The following is an 18,870-nucleotide window of genomic DNA, read 5'->3' on the forward strand; positions in this document are numbered from 1 at the left end:
TAATTAACCACCTGAACGATAAGAAGATGAACCGGTTGAGCTACGGTTATTATTTGTTGCACTGGTACGTTGAGCCGCTGCTTGTCTCGAAACTGTATTACCAAAGCCACCACGAGTTACTGTCGAGGTTGTTGATGGTTTTGGTGTCATGGCTGTTTTTGGTACGTTCATTTGACGACCACCAACTGCAGGACCATAGTTACGGCCTGTTGCGTCCACAAATTTACCATTCGCAGGGCTTGTTGGATTACGTGAACTAAACAGAGGTTGTGCTGGCGCCCCACCACCCATTAGGCGACCCATCATATAACCCGCCATTAATGGCATAAAGAAGCTACCACCAGAGTTAGCTTGGGCCATTTGTGAGCTGTCTGGGCTTAAATTATTTGCATTTTCGGTACTAACAGGCTGTCCATCGATAGACGCTGTTTGTGTACATTGTGCATCACCAAATTCAGCTACGCAGTCTTCTAATGTTGCATATTTCGGTGCTGTACGCTGTGCTTCTTGCAATGCAGTGCGATAAGAGTCTTCGCACTGTGCCGCTTGTGAAGGATTCGCTTGAGCACATTCTTGTGCATTCATATACAGTGAAACTGTCTCATCGCTCTCTTCACATCCTGAAAGCGCGAATACAGCAGTGATGGCGATTGCAACAGGCGCCAGACGATAAGGACGAAATGCTTTACGGAAAGCATCACGATTAATCGATTTGGTACGTTTCATTGGCATATTGATAAGATCCATAAAAGGTAAAACGTTCAAAATAAAAGCTAGGATAGGTTAAATAGTCTAGAAAATAAATAAGAAACGCCTAATCATCAGGGATAACCAGAAATTTGTGATCTTTATAAGGTTAAGAGTAATGAAATTAGGTAAATCCTCTCTTTTTAACCTAATTGTAATTAAGGTATTTGTTAATACAAGAATATAGATATTGCTGAGATCTTAATTTAAGCCATAACACAATATCTTATGCGGAGAGGAAGTATAAAAAAAACCGCTTATCAGTTTATCGCTGAAAGCGGTTTTTTATAAGTGACTAAATTCTTAATTCACGATCAAGGCGCAACGTTAAGAGCAGGGCTTGTTAACGAGCGAATAATGCTATCTGGTGAAGTAGAAACTTCTGCACCTAGTGCATTATTTAACTGAATTAAGTCATTTTCATTTAATGTACCACGCGCATATTCAATATTTAATTGGTTAATTAAATAGTCATAACGTGCGTTGGATAATTTCTGTTTTGCATCATAAAGCGTTGTGGTGGCATTCAACACATCAACAATAGTACGAGTACCTACTTGATAACCCGCTTCAGTTGCATCTAATGAACTTTGCGCAGAAACAACAACTTGTTGATACGCTTTAATGCTACTGATTGATGCAGAAATATTGTTATAAGAAGAACGCGCGATTTGGACAATAGAACGATAAACCGATTCTAATTGTTCGCTTGCACTCGTAAAACCATATTGTGCTTGTTCAACTTGTGAGCTTGTTTTGCCGCCGGTATACAGAGGGATACTAACAGATAGACCAATACTATTTTGACCACTGTAACTATTGCGACTATTACCCGCTGTTGCTGGTGGTAATGCGCTACCGTGGCTATGGCTATTGGACACACCCGTTGATGCATTTAAATCTACTGTTGGTAAGTGACCTGATTGTGCTAAACGAATATTTTCGCGCGCTAAATCTTGACCTAAACGTGCGCTTAATAAACTTAAGTTACGTTCTTCAGCATCTTTTAGTAGTTTCTCAATAGAGTCTGGTGAAGTTGTTGAAAAACGGCTGATGTTTAGTGATGCGAGATTAATGTAATAGATACCACTTACTTGGCGTAGTTTTTCTAATGCATTATCTAATTGATTTCGGCCAGCCACTTCTTGTGCCAGTACGCTATCGTAATTTGCACGCGCATTTTGTACGTCAGTAATAGCCACTAAACCTACGTTAAAACGTTGAGTTGTTTGATCTAACTGACGGTAAACTTGCTCTTTTTGCGCTTCAATAAATGATAATGAATCGATAGCACGCAAAACATCAAAGTAAGCGGTCGCGGTGTCTAAAATCAGTTTTTGCTGACTTGTTTGGTAAGTCACATCGCTCATGCCCGCTGTTTTTTCTTGAATGTTTAATTGGCGCCATAACGCCATGTTAAACACACTTTGAGTCAGCGTTAAACTTGCACCAATAGCGTTGGACTCGGTGTTGCTATTATCACGGTAGCCACTTTTATAATCTGCGGATGCGCCTAATCCTAATTGTGGTAATAATGAGCCACGAGCTTCATTAATTTTTTCAAAAGCTTGATTTCGTTCAGCTAATGACTTGCGTAACTCAGGGTTACTGTCCTTTGCTTTTTGATAAACTTGAAGCAGATCCTCAGCCTGACTTGCAGTGCTGAATCCTGCCAAACTCATCGTGACCAAAAGAGAGAGCAGTTTTTTCATTTTAATTCCTTGTTGCAACAGTTTCGCTGAGTTGCCTCTGTTAATCTTGATTGGGGATAATTCTAGCAGATTGTTTCCCTAACTAGGGGTAGCCATTTGTGCCATATCCTTTTATTTTAGATTAACTTTACATGAATTGTTGGCAAATTTCTTTAAATCTGTATTAAACGTAAGCAATAAAAAGACTCTTAAATGTAACTTAAGGAACATTGTATGAAGAAAAGGGAAAATACACCATTTTTATACGGTCGTGAAGATGTGAAATTGCTCAATCAAAGAGATTTATACAAAGGCTTTTTCCGCATGACCGAATATCGCTTTAAACATCGCCTTTTTGAAGGTGGATGGAGTGAGGAAGTTAAGCGAGAGGTTTTTGAACGAGGCAATGCAGGTGTTTTGCTTGCTTACGATCCCAAACGTGATGAAGTGGTGTTAATTGAGCAAATTCGTATTCCTGCGTATGAAACCAGTGATACACCTTGGTTGCTTGAAGTGGTTGCGGGCATGGTCGAACCAGGAGAAAGTCCAGAAGATGTTGTTAGACGTGAAGCCCAAGAAGAAGCGGGTGTTATTGTTGGACGATGTGAACCTATTGTGAGTTATCTTTCAAGCCCCGGCGGTACGAGCGAAAGAATGCATGTTTACGTTGGTGAAGTTGATGCAACAACAGCAAAAGGTATTCATGGATTAGCGTGTGAGAATGAAGATATTCGTGTTCATGTTGTTAGCAGAGAACAAGCTTATCTTTGGGTTGAAGAGGGGGTTATTGACAACGCAGCATCCGTTATCGCGCTTCAATGGCTACAACTTCATCATGTTGCGTTAAGAAAGCGTTGGTCGATAATTTAATACATTAATCAATCTTTAAAGGATGTTTTTAGTAATATTATCAAGTAGAGTAACTATCTCTAAGTGTACGATATCAAATGAATTAAATTGTAAAATGAAGTGAAAAAAACGTGATTGAAAGCGAGAATATTTCTCACTAATCTTTTGAAATGTGTATTGGTTGGCAGATCTTTACTACGAAAATACGTTAACATAACGGCTAATGAGAGTGAAACAAGGAAACCTTTTGGAAAGCCAGCTTGAATTATCGGTGAAACACAAAAACACCGTAAGAATATTACAAATCACAGACACCCACCTCTTTGCTAATGTGGAAGATACTCTGCTGGGTATAAATACCTATCGTAGCTACCATGCGGTATTAAATACGATTAGAGAGCAGGGTCTTGATGTTGACTTGATTGTTGCGACAGGTGATTTAGTTCAAGATCAAACCTTTGAAGCTTATCAGCATTTTGCTGATGGCATTGCAACGCTAACACCTCCTTGTGTTTGGTTGCCGGGTAATCATGACTATCAACCTGCAATGATTGATGCTTTAAATCAGGCAGGAATTTTGTCAGCTAAACAAGTGTTGATTGGTGATAATTGGCAAATGCTGTTATTAGATAGCCAAATTCAAGGCGTTCCTCATGGTGAGTTATCAGATTGCCAGTTAGATTGGCTAACACGCTGTCTCGAAAGTCAAAAGCACAGAGATACGATTATCTTGTTGCATCATCATCCTATGCCTTCAGGGTGTACATGGTTAGATCAACACAGTTTAAGAAATTCTCAAGAATTGGCAGAACGTTTAAGAAATCACTCTCAAGTCAAAATGATGCTTTGTGGCCATATTCACCAAGAAATGGATGAAATGTGGAATGGCATTCGTTTGTTGGCAACGCCTTCTACATGCATTCAGTTTCGCCCTCATTGTACGAATTTTACATTAGATACTGTTTCTCCGGGCTGGCGCTATTTGGAAATGTCACTTTCATCTGATGAGAAGGGCAAAATTGAAACACAAGTTTACCGTTTAGCGGGCACTGAATTTTGTCCTGATCTTGATGCGGATGGCTATTAAGTTATGCCTCGTATTCTTTACTTGCATGGCTTTAATAGCTCACCTCAATCAGCAAAGGCACAGGCTTTTCGTCAATGGCTTGAAGGAACACATCCTGAAATTGAATTGTTAGTACCTCAACTGCCACCTTATCCTCAAGAAGCCGCTCAGCTAATTGAAACGTTAGTTAAAGAGAGTACAGATGACAAGCTTGGATTAATTGGCTCATCATTAGGTGGCTATTTATCTATTTGGCTATCTCAACGTTTTAATTTACCCGCTGTTGTTGTTAATCCTGCGATACGTCCTTTCGATCTTTTGCAAGATTTCTTGGGTGAGAACGAAAATCCTTATACACATCAAAAATATAAGCTAGAACCTCATCATATGGATGAGTTGCTTGCTTTGCGTATTCCTGCAATTACCTCACCAGAACTTATTTGGTTGCTTCAACAAACTGGAGATGAAATACTTGATTATCGTCAAGCTGTCTCATATCTTGGCGCGTGTAGGCAAACCATAGAATCGGATGGAAACCATGCTTTTGTGGGTTTTGAACGTTTTTTTCCGAAAATTATTCAATTTTTAAAGATAATTTAGCCTTTCGGTCGATTAACCTGTAAAACGTAGGTTGATGTATCTAGCCGAAAATTAATATCATATTGCCGCCAACACCTGTTATTATAAACAGTATTTTTCTAACAGCGAACCGCAGATTAAAACAATGACTCAATCAAGTTATAACGCAAAGGATATTGAGGTTCTTAATGGTCTAGAGCCTGTACGTCGTCGTCCGGGGATGTATACAGATACAACAAGACCGAACCATTTGGCACAGGAAGTGATAGATAATAGCGTGGACGAGGCGCTTGCGGGACACGCATCGAAGGTCGATGTCATTTTATATGCAGACCAATCTATCGAAGTTATCGATAATGGGCGAGGAATGCCTGTCGATATTCACCCTGAACTTAACGTTTCTGCTATCGAGCTAATCCTTGCTCACCTCCACGCCGGAGGAAAATTCTCTAATAAAAATTATCAATTTTCTGGCGGGTTACATGGTGTGGGGATCTCGGTTGTTAACGCCCTCTCAAAGCGTATTGAAGTAACTGTTCGTCGTGATGGTAAAATTTACCAAATTGCTTTTGAAAATGGCGATAAAGTTGAAGAGTTACATGAGATTGGCACCTGTGCAAAACGGGACACAGGAACGAGTGTGCATTTTTGGCCTGATGGCTCTTATTTTGATGTTCCTCGTTTTTCTTCTAAAAGCTTATCTCACGTATTAAAAGCCAAAGCAGTATTGTGTCCGGGCGTTAATGTTTCTTTTGTCGATAAAGTAAACAACACCCAAGAAAATTGGTGCTACGCTGATGGTTTAACCGATTATTTAAGTGAAGCTGTTGCTGAGTTTGTTCGCCTTCCTGAAGAGCCTTTTACAGGCAAATTTGAAGGTGATAATGAAGCTGTTGAATGGTCTATGTTATGGCTGCCTGAAGGTGGCGATCTACTCACTGAAAGCTATGTTAACTTAATTCCGACAGTTCAAGGTGGTACACACGTAAATGGTTTACGCCAAGGTGTGTTAGATGCAATGCGTGAATTTTGTGAATTCCGTAATTTACTACCGAGAGGTCTTAAATTAACTGCCGATGATACATGGGATCGTTGTGCTTATGTATTATCAGTGAAAATGCAAGATCCTCAATTTGCAGGGCAAACCAAAGAGCGACTCTCTTCAAGACAAACCAGTGCGTTTGTTGCAAATGCTGTAAAAAATGCTTTTAGCTTATGGCTAAATCAGAATGTTCAAGTCGGTGAGTTACTTGCTGAAATGGCAATTAGCAGCGCTCAACGTCGTATGCGAGCTGCTAAAAAAGTGGTGAGAAAGAAACTCACTTCAGGGCCAGCATTGCCGGGTAAATTGGCTGATTGTACTTCTCAAGATTTACGTTACACCGAACTGTTTTTAGTTGAAGGGGACTCTGCTGGAGGCTCTGCTAAACAAGCTCGAGATCGTGAATATCAAGCGATTATGCCTCTGCGCGGTAAAATCTTAAATACATGGGAAGTCTCTTCAGATGAAGTACTTGCGTCACAAGAAGTCCATGATATTTCGGTAGCAATTGGTATGGACCCTGATAGTGATGATTTAAGCCAACTGCGTTACGGTAAAGTGTGTATTCTTGCGGATGCGGACTCGGATGGTTTACATATCGCAACCTTATTGTGTGCTTTATTTGTGCGCCACTTCCCTGCTCTTGTTAAGGAAGGGCACGTTTATATGGCAATGCCACCACTTTACCGCATCGACTTAGGTAAAGAAGTTCATTATGCCCTTGATGAATCAGAAAAAAATGCCATTTTACAACGTTTAAGCCGTAAAAAAGGAAAGCCTAACGTACAGCGCTTTAAAGGGTTGGGTGAAATGAACCCACTTCAACTGCGTGAAACAACGCTTGATCCTAATACGCGTCGTTTAGTGCAATTGGTGATTGATGATGAAAATTATCAAGAAACCCTAGGCATGATGGATATGTTGTTAGCGAAGAAACGCTCTGAAGATCGCCGAAATTGGTTACAAGAGAAAGGCGATGAAGTTGACATCGAAGTGTAATGGATACCACAAGAGTCTGAGGAAAAATTGAATGAGTGAATTGACTCATGATGGTGTAGAGCGCCAACCGCTCCACTTATTTACAGAAAATGCCTATCTCAACTATTCCATGTACGTCATTATGGATCGTGCATTACCTTTTATTGGAGATGGGCTAAAACCCGTACAACGTCGCATCGTTTATGCGATGTCAGAGCTTGGCTTAAGTAATAACGCTAAATTTAAAAAATCAGCCCGTACTGTGGGTGACGTGCTAGGTAAATATCACCCGCATGGTGATAGTGCATGTTATGAAGCAATGGTACTTATGGCTCAGCCGTTCTCTTATCGTTATCCGTTAATTGATGGACAAGGTAACTGGGGTGCGCCGGATGATCCAAAATCTTTCGCCGCGATGCGTTATACCGAATCACGTCTTTCTAAATATTCACAAACATTATTGAGTGAGTTAGGACATGGTACGGTAGATTGGATCCCTAACTTTGACGGCACGATGCAAGAGCCGAAAATGTTGCCTGCACGCTTACCTAATATCGTGCTTAATGGCACAACGGGTATTGCTGTTGGGATGGCAACGGATATTCCACCTCACAATGCGCGTGAAATAGGGCAAGCTTTAGTGATGCTTTTAGATAATCCTGATGCAGGATTATCTGACGTAATGCAATATGTTCAAGGCCCTGATTATCCGACTGAAGCTGAAATTATTACGGCTCAAGACGATATCAAGAAGATTTATAAAACAGGGCGTGGTTCTGTCAGAATGCGTGCTGTTTGGCAAAAAGAAGAGGGATGTGCAGTGATCACTGCATTGCCTCATCAAGTTTCTGGCGCCAAAGTACTTGAGCAAATCGCAGCATTGATGCGTGCCAAAAAACTGCCTTTAGTTGAAGATTTACGTGATGAATCTGATCATGAAAATCCTACTAGACTTGTTATTGTTCCTCGTAGTAATCGTGTTGATTTAGAACAAGTCATGTACTACTTGTTTGTGAATACTGACTTGGAGAAAAGTTATCGCGTTAACCTGAATATGATTGGGTTAGATAACCGTCCAGCAGTAAAAGGACTACTAACTATTTTAAACGAATGGTTAGTTTATCGTCGCCAAACAGTGACAAACCGCTTAAATCATCGTTTAGAGAAAGTTTTACGCCGCTTAGAAATCCTCAAAGGTTTATTAATTGCTTATCTCAATATTGATGAAGTGATTGAAATTATTCGTCATGAAGATGAACCCAAAGCAGAATTAATGCGTCGCTTTGAGTTATCTGATATTCAAGCTGAAGCTATTTTAGAACTACGTTTGCGTCATTTAGCCAAACTTGAAGAGATGAAACTAAAAGGCGAAAGTGATGAGCTTGAAAAAGAACGCGACAGCATTGAGAAATTGTTAAGTTCACCACGCCGTTTAAATACTTTACTGAAAAAAGAGATTGAAGCCGACGCGAAAGAATTTGGTGATGATCGACGCTCACCTATTCGCCCTCAAGAAGAGGCGAAAGTGGTGAATGAACAAGATATGTTGCCATCAGAGCCTGTGACTATTGTGTTGTCTGAAATGGGCTGGGTACGTAATGCAAAAGGGCATGATATTGATCCTAGTGGCATGAGTTATCGCGCAGGAGATAGCTATCACAGCGCAGTACGAGGCATGAGTAATCAGCCTGTTCTGTTCCTTGATTCCACAGGTCGAAGCTATACCTTAAGTCCAAATGATATGCCTTCAGGACGTAGCCAAGGCGAACCACTAACCGGTAAGTTAACTTTCCCACCTGAAGCCAGCGTGAAATACATGTTAGCGGGAAGTGCTGGACAAGAATATTTATTGGCAACAAAAGAAGGTTATGGTTCGGTTCTCTCTTACGATGAGATGGAAACGAAGAATAAGACAGGTAAAGGGCTACTCACTGTTTCTGAAGAGACTGAATTATTAGCACCGCTCTTAGTTGATCCTCAAAAGAAAAATGAGCAACACTGGTTTATTATCATCACTGACAAAACACGTATTTTAGCCATTTCAGCAGAACAACTGAATGAAATGAATAAAAAAGGGCGTGGTACGCGTCTTGTTGCTTTAGGAAAAGAGCAAGGCGATGTGATTGAACAAATGCTGTTTGCACCTAAAGATGAAGCATTAATCTTTACTGTTGATGGTCAGCAAGAAGTGCTTAAAGCAGAAGAGATCAACTATTTTAGTGGTAATGCGGGTGATGAACCTATTCCGTTAAAACATCTACATCCTGAAGCTGTTACCGTCATTATATCTGAAAAAGGGCTTATTCGTTGCCAAAAAGGACATAACATTGATGCAAAATCGGCTGGTTTTAAATCTGGTGATGACTATTTTGATGCCGTTGAAGGTATGAGTAATCAACCAGTACACTTAATTGATACCACAGGTCAAAGCTATACCGTTGATGTTGATGCATTACCTTCTGGTCGTAGCAAAGGCGATGCGCTAACTGAACGATTAAAAGTTCAGAAAGGTGCGCAATTACGTCATGTTGTTATGGGCGAAAATACCGATAAGATCTTAATGGCATCTGATGCTGGTTATGGTTTTATCTGTCAGGTTGATGATTTAACTTCTAAAAATAAAGCAGGAAAATCACTACTGACTTTACCTGAAAATGCATTACCATTACCGCCACAACGCTTGAATAATGAGCTCACTGATCTCATTATGATCATTACTAAAGGCGGTAGAATGCTGATTTTTGAAGCAGCAGAATTACCAACTATGGTAAAAGGAAAGGGAAATCAGATGGTTTCTATTCCAGCTTCACAAGCAGCAAGTGGTGAGGATAACGTCGCTTGGTTACGAGTATTACCTGAAAATGCCTCTGTTACTCTGCATTTTGGTAAACGTAAAATGACAATGTCGATGAATGAGTTAGTTAGCTTTAAAGCAAAACGTGGACGTCGAGGAACCTCTTTACCTCGCGGTGCTCAAGTTATCGATCATATTGATATTGAAACAAATTAAATCTAATACTTAATTGATATTGAGTGGGTCTGTTGACCCACTTCTATTTAGGACGCTAAAACTTATGTTAGCCATTATTCGAGGCATCATTGTCATTCTTTACACCATTATTGTGGTGACGTTTGGAATGATTTATTGCATGTTTTCACCAAGAAATCCTAAACATGTAATGACTTACGGACGCTTATTCGGCAAGTTATCTACTGTTTTTGGGATTAAACTCGTTGAGCGTTTTCCAAAAGAAGCGGAAAGCTATGGCCCAAGTATTTATATCGGAAACCATCAAAACAATTTTGATATGGTGACGATGTCAAATGCGGTACAACCTAATACCGTAACAGTGGGTAAAAAAAGCTTAATTTTTATTCCTTTCTTTGGTCAGTTGTATTGGATAACGGGTAATATTTTGATTGATAGAGCAAATCGCTCTAAAGCGCATGGCACTATTTCACAAGTTGCCGATCAAATTAAATCGAAGAAGATTTCTGTTTGGATGTTTCCTGAAGGAACTCGTAGCCGTGGTCGCGGCCTTTTACCGTTTAAAACGGGGGCGTTCCATGCGGCCATTCAAGCTGGTGTGCCTATTATTCCTGTTTGTGTTTCTACAACACAGGGTAAAATTAAGCTAAATCGTTGGAACAATGGTTACGTTATTGTTGAAATGTTGCCTCCAATTGATGTTTCAAAATACGGCAAAGATCAAGTTCGAGAATTAGCAGAAGATTGTCGTCAAATTATGAAAGCGAAAATCGAAGAGCTAGATAAAGAAGTTGAAGAAATGAATAAGCGTGATTTTCCCGGTAAATTAAATTAATACTTATTTAGTTTCTTTGTTAGTACGAATATAAGCCTGATTTTCATATACTCGTCATACTTCAAGGTGCAACGTTGTTGACTACGCTCATTCGCACTAGTCACATACTTATGTATGCTCCTAGCGAATCATTCACTTGTCGCCTAGTTGCACCTTGAATTATTTAGAGTATATATTTTTATGTATTCCAGTTGTTCCCTAGCTGCATTTTGAATTATTTAGTGTGCTGGTTATCAACTATTTTTAGGATTTATGTCACATCCGCGCTATTATGCTCCCGTAATTTCATTTAAGTCCTTTTGTCTTTAAATCACAGCAGCTTTTTTTCCTGTCACAGCATTTTTGATTATGCGATAGGAATATTTGTACTTTGTTGCGGAGAAAGTATGTCATTTAGTCGTCGCCAGTTTATTCAGGCTTCAGGCTTAGCGGTATGTCTGGGCTCTATATCTTCTTCTGTTCGTGCTGAATCAGTCAATGATAAACAATTACCTATACCGCCATTGTTGGAATCTCGTCGTGGTCAGCCGCTGTTTTTGACGTTGCAAAATGTTCATTGGGCGTTTAATGGTACGCAAAAAGCGGAAGTTTGGGGGATCAATGGCTCAACTCCGGGACCGACAATCAAAGTCAAAAGTGGCGATGATATAAAACTTATTTATAGTAACCGCCTTAATGAAGCGGTATCAATGACGGTAAGCGGCTTATTAGTTCCGGGTACACAAGTCGGTGGCGCGGCAAGATTAATGTCACCTGGCGCTTACTGGTCGCCAGTATTGCCTATTCGTCAGAAAGCAGCAACATGTTGGTATCACGCCAATACTCCCTTTAAAATGGCACCTCATGTTTATAATGGGTTGGTGGGAATGTGGATTGTGGAAGATGAAGAGAGCAAATCCCTACCTTTACCAAAACATTATGGAGTGAATGACTTTCCGATCATTATTCAAGATAAGCGGATTGATAATTTTGGTACACCACAATACGACAAAGAAGCCGCTAGTGATGGTTTCTATGGTGATACATTGCTAGTCAATGGACGTGAAGATCCTTATATTGAAGTCTCTAGAGGTTGGATCCGCTTACGTTTAGTCAATGCATCTAATGCTCGTCGTTATGAGCTAACCGCAAATGATGGTCGTTCACTTTACCTTATCGCCTCTGATCAAGGTCTATTAACATCACCCGTTGAGTTGAAATCAATTCCTATGGCTCCGGGCGAGAGACGCGAAATATTGGTGGATATGTCTGAAGGGAGTGAAGTCACAATTACCGCAGGGCAAAGTGCGGGTTTTATGGATAGACTTCGCGGTATTTTTGAACCTTCAGATTTACTACGTAATGCCAATATACTAACCATTAAACCAACTGGGTTAATGTCATTAGTAACAGACAAAGCACCTGCACAATTAGCGGTAGATGACACACAAATTACCACCTCTATTCAGCCTAGAACCATTCAACTGCATAACAGTCCTCCGGGAATAAACAATGCTCGTTGGGAGCTTTCAAGAATTGATTTAGTCGGTAAGCAAAATGGGTGGGAGCGTTGGCTTGTAACAGTACCGACGCCGCAACCATTCCATATTGAAGGTGCCCGTTTTAAAGTGATTAACCATAATGGTCAGAAACCCGCACCTGCAGATTTTGGCTGGAAAGATACTGTTTGGATCGAAAGCCAAAGTGAATTGCTGGTGGAATTAAAACAACCTTCTTATTCGCATTTTCCTTTTCTATATTACAGTCAGTTATTAGAAAATGCAGATAAAGGTATGGTAGGACAAATGGAAGTTACACCTTTAGAATAAAAACTAAGTAGTAACACCAAATTAAAAGGAAAACAGTATTTTTAAAATAAAGATACTGTTTTTTTTATATCAAAAATAATGTGGATTATATTTTTTAGACTAAAGTTAAATAGAGAAAAATATTCTCAAAAAAAATTGTTAATCAATTTGATATTTTTGTTTATTTATTTAAGTTCTCTTTATTAAGTTGATTTAAATATTGTCATTAATGAGGTTAATATTGAAATAGGTTAATTTTGGTTGTTTGTAATATAATAACAAGTGATCTAATTTTGTTTAATCTATCTATTAATTTGTGATTACGTAGTCAATCTATCTATTTTTGTGGCATGAAAACCTATTTTTGAGATGCCCTTCAAGTAATTATTTCTCTAGAAACTAGAGAATCTTTGCGTCTTTTATTTTTGATCCTTAATTAATGTTATTAAATTTTAATATAACTGAAGGTACAGAATGAACAAAGAAATAGCTTTAAGTCATCATCACAAAATGAATAAAAAAAATAAAATAAATAATAATATATTTCAACTTTCTATTGTTGCATCAGCACTTCTTTTTTCTGGATATTCCGTAGCATATTCAGAAGCTGGGCAATTAGGAGATACCAAAAGTTGGGAAAGCCAAGAATATCAAAAAGACTGGGGGCTGGCTGCCATGAATGCCTCTAGTGCTTATGCACTTGGTTTTCATGGGCAGGGTGCCAAAATCGGTGTAATGGACTCAGGTGCATTATTATCACATGAAGAGTTAAGTGGTTCACGTTTTCATGCGGTGAAAGCCAAAGGTCAATATGGCTCAACAGGGATGCGTTATCCTCAAGAAATGGGGGGGCATTATGAAAAAGGTCAAGCCTTTGATGTTGATGGAGGTTGGATCAAAGGTGTGAATGATACACATGGTACGCACGTTACAGGAACAGTCGGTGCTAACCGTGACGGTAATGGCATGCATGGGGTTGCGTGGGGTTCTGATGTTTATTTAGGAAATACTGGCGCAACAGATAGCAATAACTACGGCCCTTATCAAGATTACACTTATTTCTACACTGGCTGGAAAGCGATGGTAGATGCAGGGGCGCAGGTAATTAATAACAGTTGGGGAACAAACCCTCGAATTGTTAATACTATTCCAACTAAAGGTCCTGATGGGGGGAATACCACTGTACACATGCCTGTTGATACCACAGCGCAAACTGAATACGAATATTTTTATTTCAAGAAAGTTTATGGTGATAAACCTTCTTTTGTTGATGCCGCTTATGATGCTGTAAAAGGGACTAATACCGTACAAGTATTCACAACGGGTAATCGTGACTTTGCCCAGCCTTATTATCGTCCTCTTTATCCTTATTTTAATCCAGAAGCAGAAAAGCATTGGATTGCAGTCGCTGGTCTTGAACAAACCGCAGATAAATCGGGGTATCAATTAATTAAAGTCTTCAATGAAGCGGGTAATGCGAAATGGTGGACGGTTGTTGCACCGGGTCGTGCTATTTATTCTTCAGTTGTTGATGAAGAAGGTAACGCAGGCTGGAATACCTTTAGTGGTACATCAATGGCGGCGCCTCATGTTACTGGTGCGATGGGGGTATTAATGTCACGTTATGCATCAATGAATGCAATGCAAGTACGTGATGTGATGTTTACAACGGCTAATCACCGTAATCCAGATGGCTCTTTATATGATAGCTGGACTGCGGCGGAAGGCACTCCTGATGTGCGTTATGGTTGGGGTACACCAGATTTAGATAAAGGCATGTATGGACCTGGTCAATTCTTAGGTAAATTTGAGTATGACCTAAGCATGACGCCACTTGATGTATGGACAAATGATATCTCACAAGTAGCTTTAGATTTACGTGAACAAGAAGATCTTGCCTGGTTAAATGAATATAAAGACAAAGGCATTGCTGCGGGAGGTGACTACAATTTAGGCACTGATTTTGTTATCAATGATGGTAACTCAGATCCAACCTCACACATTGTCAGCAAAGAAGATGCTGAAAAATGGCGTAAAGAGTATTACCAAAAACGTGCTGATGCTATTCAGGCTAAAATTGACGCGGGTTTATATGACGGCGCTTTAGTTAAAAAAGGTGAAGGTACATTAGTGATGACTGGCGATAATACTTATCGCGGAGGTACAACAGTCGAACAAGGTACTTTATATGGCTTTACAGAATCATTTGGCACAGAAGCGGTCAATGTGAATGGCGGCAAATTAAGTGTTATTGATCGCTATAACGATACTTTTACTCAAAAAGGTCAATTGGCCTCAAATGAAAGCCACAAAGCCAATATTAATATCAACGATAAAGGGACTTATTTAGTTACCGTTGGACATGATGTTAATGTTGGTGATATTGCACTCAACAAAGGCGCGAATTTAGACGTTGGTGCTGATAGTGAAGGGCAATTAAAAGATATCTACCTTAATAACACGGTCGCAACAGGTACAGTTAATGCAGACAATTTAGTTGATAATCGTGTTAAAACTAAAATGTTAGCGAATAACGATATTGCTTCAAATAATGATTATGCATTATTTGATAAAAATGTGTCTGTAAAAGACAACACCATTACAGGTACATTAAGTAAGAAAGAAAATACCTCACTGGCAACTTTTGCAAATAATGAAAATGGTCGCTCAATTGCTAATACTTTAGACAATACAGGCAGTGGTGATTTATTTAATGCAGTACTTCCTATGAATGAAAGAGATCTGAATAAGACCTATGAATCATTAGGTAGTGATATGTATTTAAATGCCAATAGTGCGAGTGTGGTTAATGTTTTAGGGTTAACGCGGACAGTGAAAGATCAAGCCATGGGTATTGGTCAAGGTCGCTATGCTAAATTGGATAACAGCAACGCGCGTATTTGGATGACAGGCATTGGTCAATGGGGTAATGCTGATTATGGTCACAGCAATATGGATGTTGATTTCTATGTCGGCTTATTAGGCGCAGAAATTGATGTGACTGAAAATACTAAGGCGGGTCTGTTCTTTGGTGCGGGTTCAACCAAATATAAAGGTAATGAGCACGGTAAAATAGACAGCAACGATATTCATATTGGTGCTTACGGTGTGTCTAATTTGTATGACGTGGCTTCATTGAACTATGGTTTCACACATACTAACCAAGATAGAGATGCAAAAAGAACACTTTGGGTAGGACAAAATGCAGGTTATAACTCTACCAGTTATGATGCAAAAATTACTCAAATTTTCTTAGAGGGTGCTTATACTCAATTTAATACCAATCAGTATTCTATTGAACCATACGCAGGATTTAGCTGGTTACGTGTATCAACTGATGATATCAATGAGAATGTCGGTAATATGAAATTTACCACTAAGACAGACTCACAAGATATTCAAGTGGGTACTATCGGTTTACGTGGTGGCTATCCATTTATGGCAGGTAATATAAATATGGCATTAAAAGGCGATATTTCTGCAAGCCATCTGTTTGGTGATAATCGTCCTGAATCACGCCTCTTCTTATCAAATTCCGGTGATGCAACATTACGCGGTGGTAAGCTGGATAATTTATTTGGTGTTGGCTTAGGTGTTGATGCACAGTTAAGTAAATCAACGACTTTCGGACTTTCTTACCAAGGTCAATATAATAGTGATGTAAGTTCAAGTGGAATTAATGCAACATTGAAAATTAATTTCTAAATTGTATTAATTAATTTAAATATTAAAGCCCTTAGTAATAAGGGCTTTTTTTTTGTATGAAGATGCAGGTAAATAAAGGATTGTTTTATTATGAAATAAGGAGTCATTATGAATGTAAATGATACACGTATCCAAACTACACCAATAACATACTGCAATATAGATAAAAAAGAAAAACATAAAATAAAAAATGAAATTAATAGTATTTTAAATGGTTTTAGTAACTTTTATGTAGGGACGGAAAATAAAAGTTTTTTATCTAAAATATCTTTTTTTATAAAGAAAGTCTTTAATTTAAAGACCGATTTAACTTTTTTGTTAGATAAAGGTCAACATGCTAAGTTAAACAATTTATCTACTTTTTTTTGTGGTGGTGAAAAAATAGAATTTAAGAATTATAAATTAATAAATTCTGATTTTGTTAGTTTTAAAAGAGAGTTATTAGATTCGTTCTTTTTAAGTTTAAATACTGCAATAAAAAATGATTGTCATGATTATGCCAAGAGACTAATACAAAATTATCTCTATAAAAAACCAAAAACAAAAGGAGATTTTATTGTTATGCTTAGCATCTCTTTCGATGTAATTAATAATTATCAAAAAGAAAAATTTGAACAATTGAATAGGCATAGTTCAGAATGTGATAGTACGTTAAATTATATTAAATTTAACTATAAACAACATATTGATATGGCATTGAATTATGCTTGTAAAGAGATTGATGAAAAAGAATCTAATAAGTTAGGTAATTCAATAATGTATTTTGTTAATACAATGCATGATATTTACTCTATGGAAATGGAGAAGAATTTTATTATAAATATAGCTAAGTGTTTTATGGATAAAGTAGTGAAGTATAATGTTGGAAATTATAATAATGATAGTTTTAGAAAGTTGATAATAAATCTCTTAGTAAATAAATTAAAGAATAATGAAGGTATTAAGGCGTTTTTAGATAATATGCTTAGTTCAGGGGTGTTAGAATATGATGACATTATTAAAGAAAAAGAAAAAACAGCAGAGGATAGATTTTTTATATCTGAATATAATCGAAAAATGAAAAATTATTTTTTTGAAAATATAATCAATTTTGAAATGAAAAATAATATTGCAAATATTATTAGAGATAATTATGAATTTATTTTAAACCAAATGGAAAATAAGTCTAATTATCTTGAGAATGAAATGGTTTTACTAGATATTATTGATTATTTAAAGAGTGAGAATGATTGGAATTTAAATTAATTATAAATGAGTTATACCTCTTTAATAAATCTTACTAAAGAGGTTTTTATTTAACTCAACGCGACTTTAATCCCCAAACCAATCAGTACCACACCTAGCACTTTATCAATGCTTTTTTGGATTTTATTGAGCATTTTTCTGACTGGCGCACTTTGGATTAATAGAACCAATAAAGGCCAATAGACTAAAGCTAAACCCCAAATAATAAAGGCATACCACAATTTTTCACCGATGCTGGAATCAACACTTAATACTTGAGTGAAAACGGCAAGGAAGAACAAGGTGGCTTTAGGGTTAAGTAAATTGCAGAGAAAACCTTGCATAAAGGCTTTTTTAAAGCTGATTTGTGAATGTTGTGCTGCTTTTTCATCAATCGAATGATTAGATTTTGAGAGTAAGCTCTGAAAACCAATCCACAGTAAATAAGCGGCTCCAGCATATTTTAAGATGGAAAAAAGCCAAGGTGTTGTGGTGATAAGCACAGCAATACCTGCAACACAATATGACATATGCACAAGTAATGCAGCTACAATACCCATTGCGGTCATCATTGCCGCAGAACGTTGATAACGCGCAGCATTTTTTACAACGAGAAAAAAGTCAGGGCCTGGTGAGATCATACCAAGTAAAGCAATTGTAAAAACAACTAAAGAAGTTTCAAGCATAATAGCGCCTTGTATATAACAATATTATAATGATTGAATCTTATATGATTAAGTTAACATTTCGAGTATAAAGCAATTATTTATTATCAAGGAAGCATAATTTGTATCGACTCAGGTTTTAGCTTTACGTATAGTGTGAACAGTTTTTTTCCCATCTTTACCCGTAGGTGTGTAAATGAATATTAGTTTAATCGCAGCATTAGCGATGGATCGCATTATTGGTATGGAAAAGGCAATGCCTTGGACATTACCGGGTGACCTAGCATGGTTTAAAAAGAATACGCTAAATAAACCCGTTATTATGGGTCGGGTGACTTATGAGTCTATTGGACGTCCTTTACCGAATCGTCTTAATATTGTTTTAAGTAGCCAGCCAGGAACAGATAGCGATGTTGTTTGGGTTAAATCCGTAGAAGAAGCCTTGCAAGCTGCTGAAAATCATGAAGAAATTATGGTTATCGGTGGTGGAAAAGTGTATGAGCAATTTCTGCCTATGGCAAATACACTCTATTTAACTCATATCGATGCTGAAGTCATCGGTGATACAACATTCCCAGATTATGAGCCTGATGAGTGGGATTCTACCTTCATGGAATACCATGAAGCAGATGAAAATAACTCACATAACTACTGCTTCGAAATATTAAAAAGAAGAAAATAACAAGAATTAAATAAAAAGGGAGATTAAATAT

13 protein-coding genes and 1 pseudogene are annotated in these 18,870 nt (G+C 38.0%); 11 read left to right on the plus strand and 3 right to left on the minus strand.

What is annotated here, in order from left to right; translation table 11 throughout:
• Positions 1-3: 3 nt before the first annotated feature.
• A complete protein-coding gene (locus tag JEP36_RS13085; RefSeq protein WP_072070058.1) occupies positions 4-732 on the minus strand; it encodes a DUF1190 family protein in 729 nt (242 codons plus the stop codon).
• A 329-nt stretch (positions 733-1,061) separates the two neighbouring features.
• Positions 1,062-2,459, minus strand: a complete 1,398-nt coding sequence (gene tolC, locus JEP36_RS13090) for an outer membrane channel protein TolC (protein WP_109373066.1) — start codon at positions 2,457-2,459, stop codon at positions 1,062-1,064.
• Between the two features lie 213 nt (positions 2,460-2,672).
• Between tolC and nudF the strand changes: the two genes are divergently transcribed.
• The 10 genes and pseudogenes from nudF (at position 2,673) to JEP36_RS13135 (ending at position 17,513) form a co-directional block, all read left to right on the plus strand.
• On the plus strand, positions 2,673-3,308 hold the full coding sequence (gene nudF, locus JEP36_RS13095; RefSeq protein ID WP_198620761.1) for an ADP-ribose diphosphatase: 636 nt from the start codon (positions 2,673-2,675) through the stop codon (positions 3,306-3,308).
• 226 nt (positions 3,309-3,534) lie between these two features.
• Positions 3,535-4,374 (plus strand): 3',5'-cyclic-AMP phosphodiesterase, encoded by an 840-nt coding sequence (gene cpdA / locus JEP36_RS13100; protein ID WP_109373068.1) that lies wholly within the window; start codon positions 3,535-3,537, stop codon positions 4,372-4,374.
• Positions 4,375-4,377: 3 nt separating this feature from the next.
• Positions 4,378-4,953, plus strand: a complete 576-nt coding sequence (yqiA, locus tag JEP36_RS13105; protein WP_198620762.1) for an esterase YqiA — start codon at positions 4,378-4,380, stop codon at positions 4,951-4,953.
• A gap of 124 nt (positions 4,954-5,077) precedes the next feature.
• Positions 5,078-6,973 carry a DNA topoisomerase IV subunit B gene (parE, locus tag JEP36_RS13110; RefSeq protein ID WP_198620763.1) on the plus strand — a complete coding sequence of 632 codons (1,896 nt, stop codon included), beginning with the start codon at positions 5,078-5,080 and terminating at the stop codon, positions 6,971-6,973.
• 31 nt (positions 6,974-7,004) lie between these two features.
• Positions 7,005-9,185: pseudogene (parC, locus tag JEP36_RS13115) on the plus strand (DNA topoisomerase IV subunit A); the annotation flags it as partial.
• A 327-nt stretch (positions 9,186-9,512) separates the two neighbouring features.
• Entirely contained in the window at positions 9,513-9,962 is a 450-nt protein-coding gene (locus JEP36_RS17945) for a DNA gyrase C-terminal beta-propeller domain-containing protein (RefSeq protein ID WP_227719043.1), read from the plus strand.
• A gap of 64 nt (positions 9,963-10,026) precedes the next feature.
• Complete coding sequence (locus JEP36_RS13120; RefSeq protein ID WP_198620765.1) at positions 10,027-10,776, plus strand: 1-acylglycerol-3-phosphate O-acyltransferase; 750 nt, start codon at positions 10,027-10,029, stop codon at positions 10,774-10,776.
• A 386-nt stretch (positions 10,777-11,162) separates the two neighbouring features.
• Entirely contained in the window at positions 11,163-12,584 is a 1,422-nt protein-coding gene (gene ftsP / locus JEP36_RS13125; RefSeq protein WP_198620766.1) for a cell division protein FtsP, read from the plus strand.
• Positions 12,585-13,037: 453 nt separating this feature from the next.
• Positions 13,038-16,268, plus strand: coding sequence for an autotransporter Pta (pta, locus tag JEP36_RS13130; RefSeq protein WP_198630326.1), 3,231 nt, complete (start codon positions 13,038-13,040; stop codon positions 16,266-16,268).
• 108 nt (positions 16,269-16,376) lie between these two features.
• Positions 16,377-17,513: a hypothetical protein gene (locus JEP36_RS13135; protein ID WP_198630327.1), complete on the plus strand. Its 1,137-nt coding sequence runs from the start codon at positions 16,377-16,379 to the stop codon at positions 17,511-17,513.
• A gap of 50 nt (positions 17,514-17,563) precedes the next feature.
• On the opposite strand, the gene JEP36_RS13140 is transcribed toward JEP36_RS13135, so the two are convergent.
• Complete coding sequence (locus JEP36_RS13140) at positions 17,564-18,178, minus strand: LysE family translocator (protein WP_109373076.1); 615 nt, start codon at positions 18,176-18,178, stop codon at positions 17,564-17,566.
• Positions 18,179-18,353: 175 nt separating this feature from the next.
• Between JEP36_RS13140 and folA the strand changes: the two genes are divergently transcribed.
• Positions 18,354-18,839 (plus strand): type 3 dihydrofolate reductase, encoded by a 486-nt coding sequence (folA, locus tag JEP36_RS13145; RefSeq protein ID WP_088494660.1) that lies wholly within the window; start codon positions 18,354-18,356, stop codon positions 18,837-18,839.
• The last annotated feature ends 31 nt before the right edge of the window (positions 18,840-18,870 follow it).

Source organism: Proteus sp. PR00208 (assembly GCF_016238545.1).
GTDB lineage: Bacteria > Pseudomonadota > Gammaproteobacteria > Enterobacterales > Enterobacteriaceae > Proteus.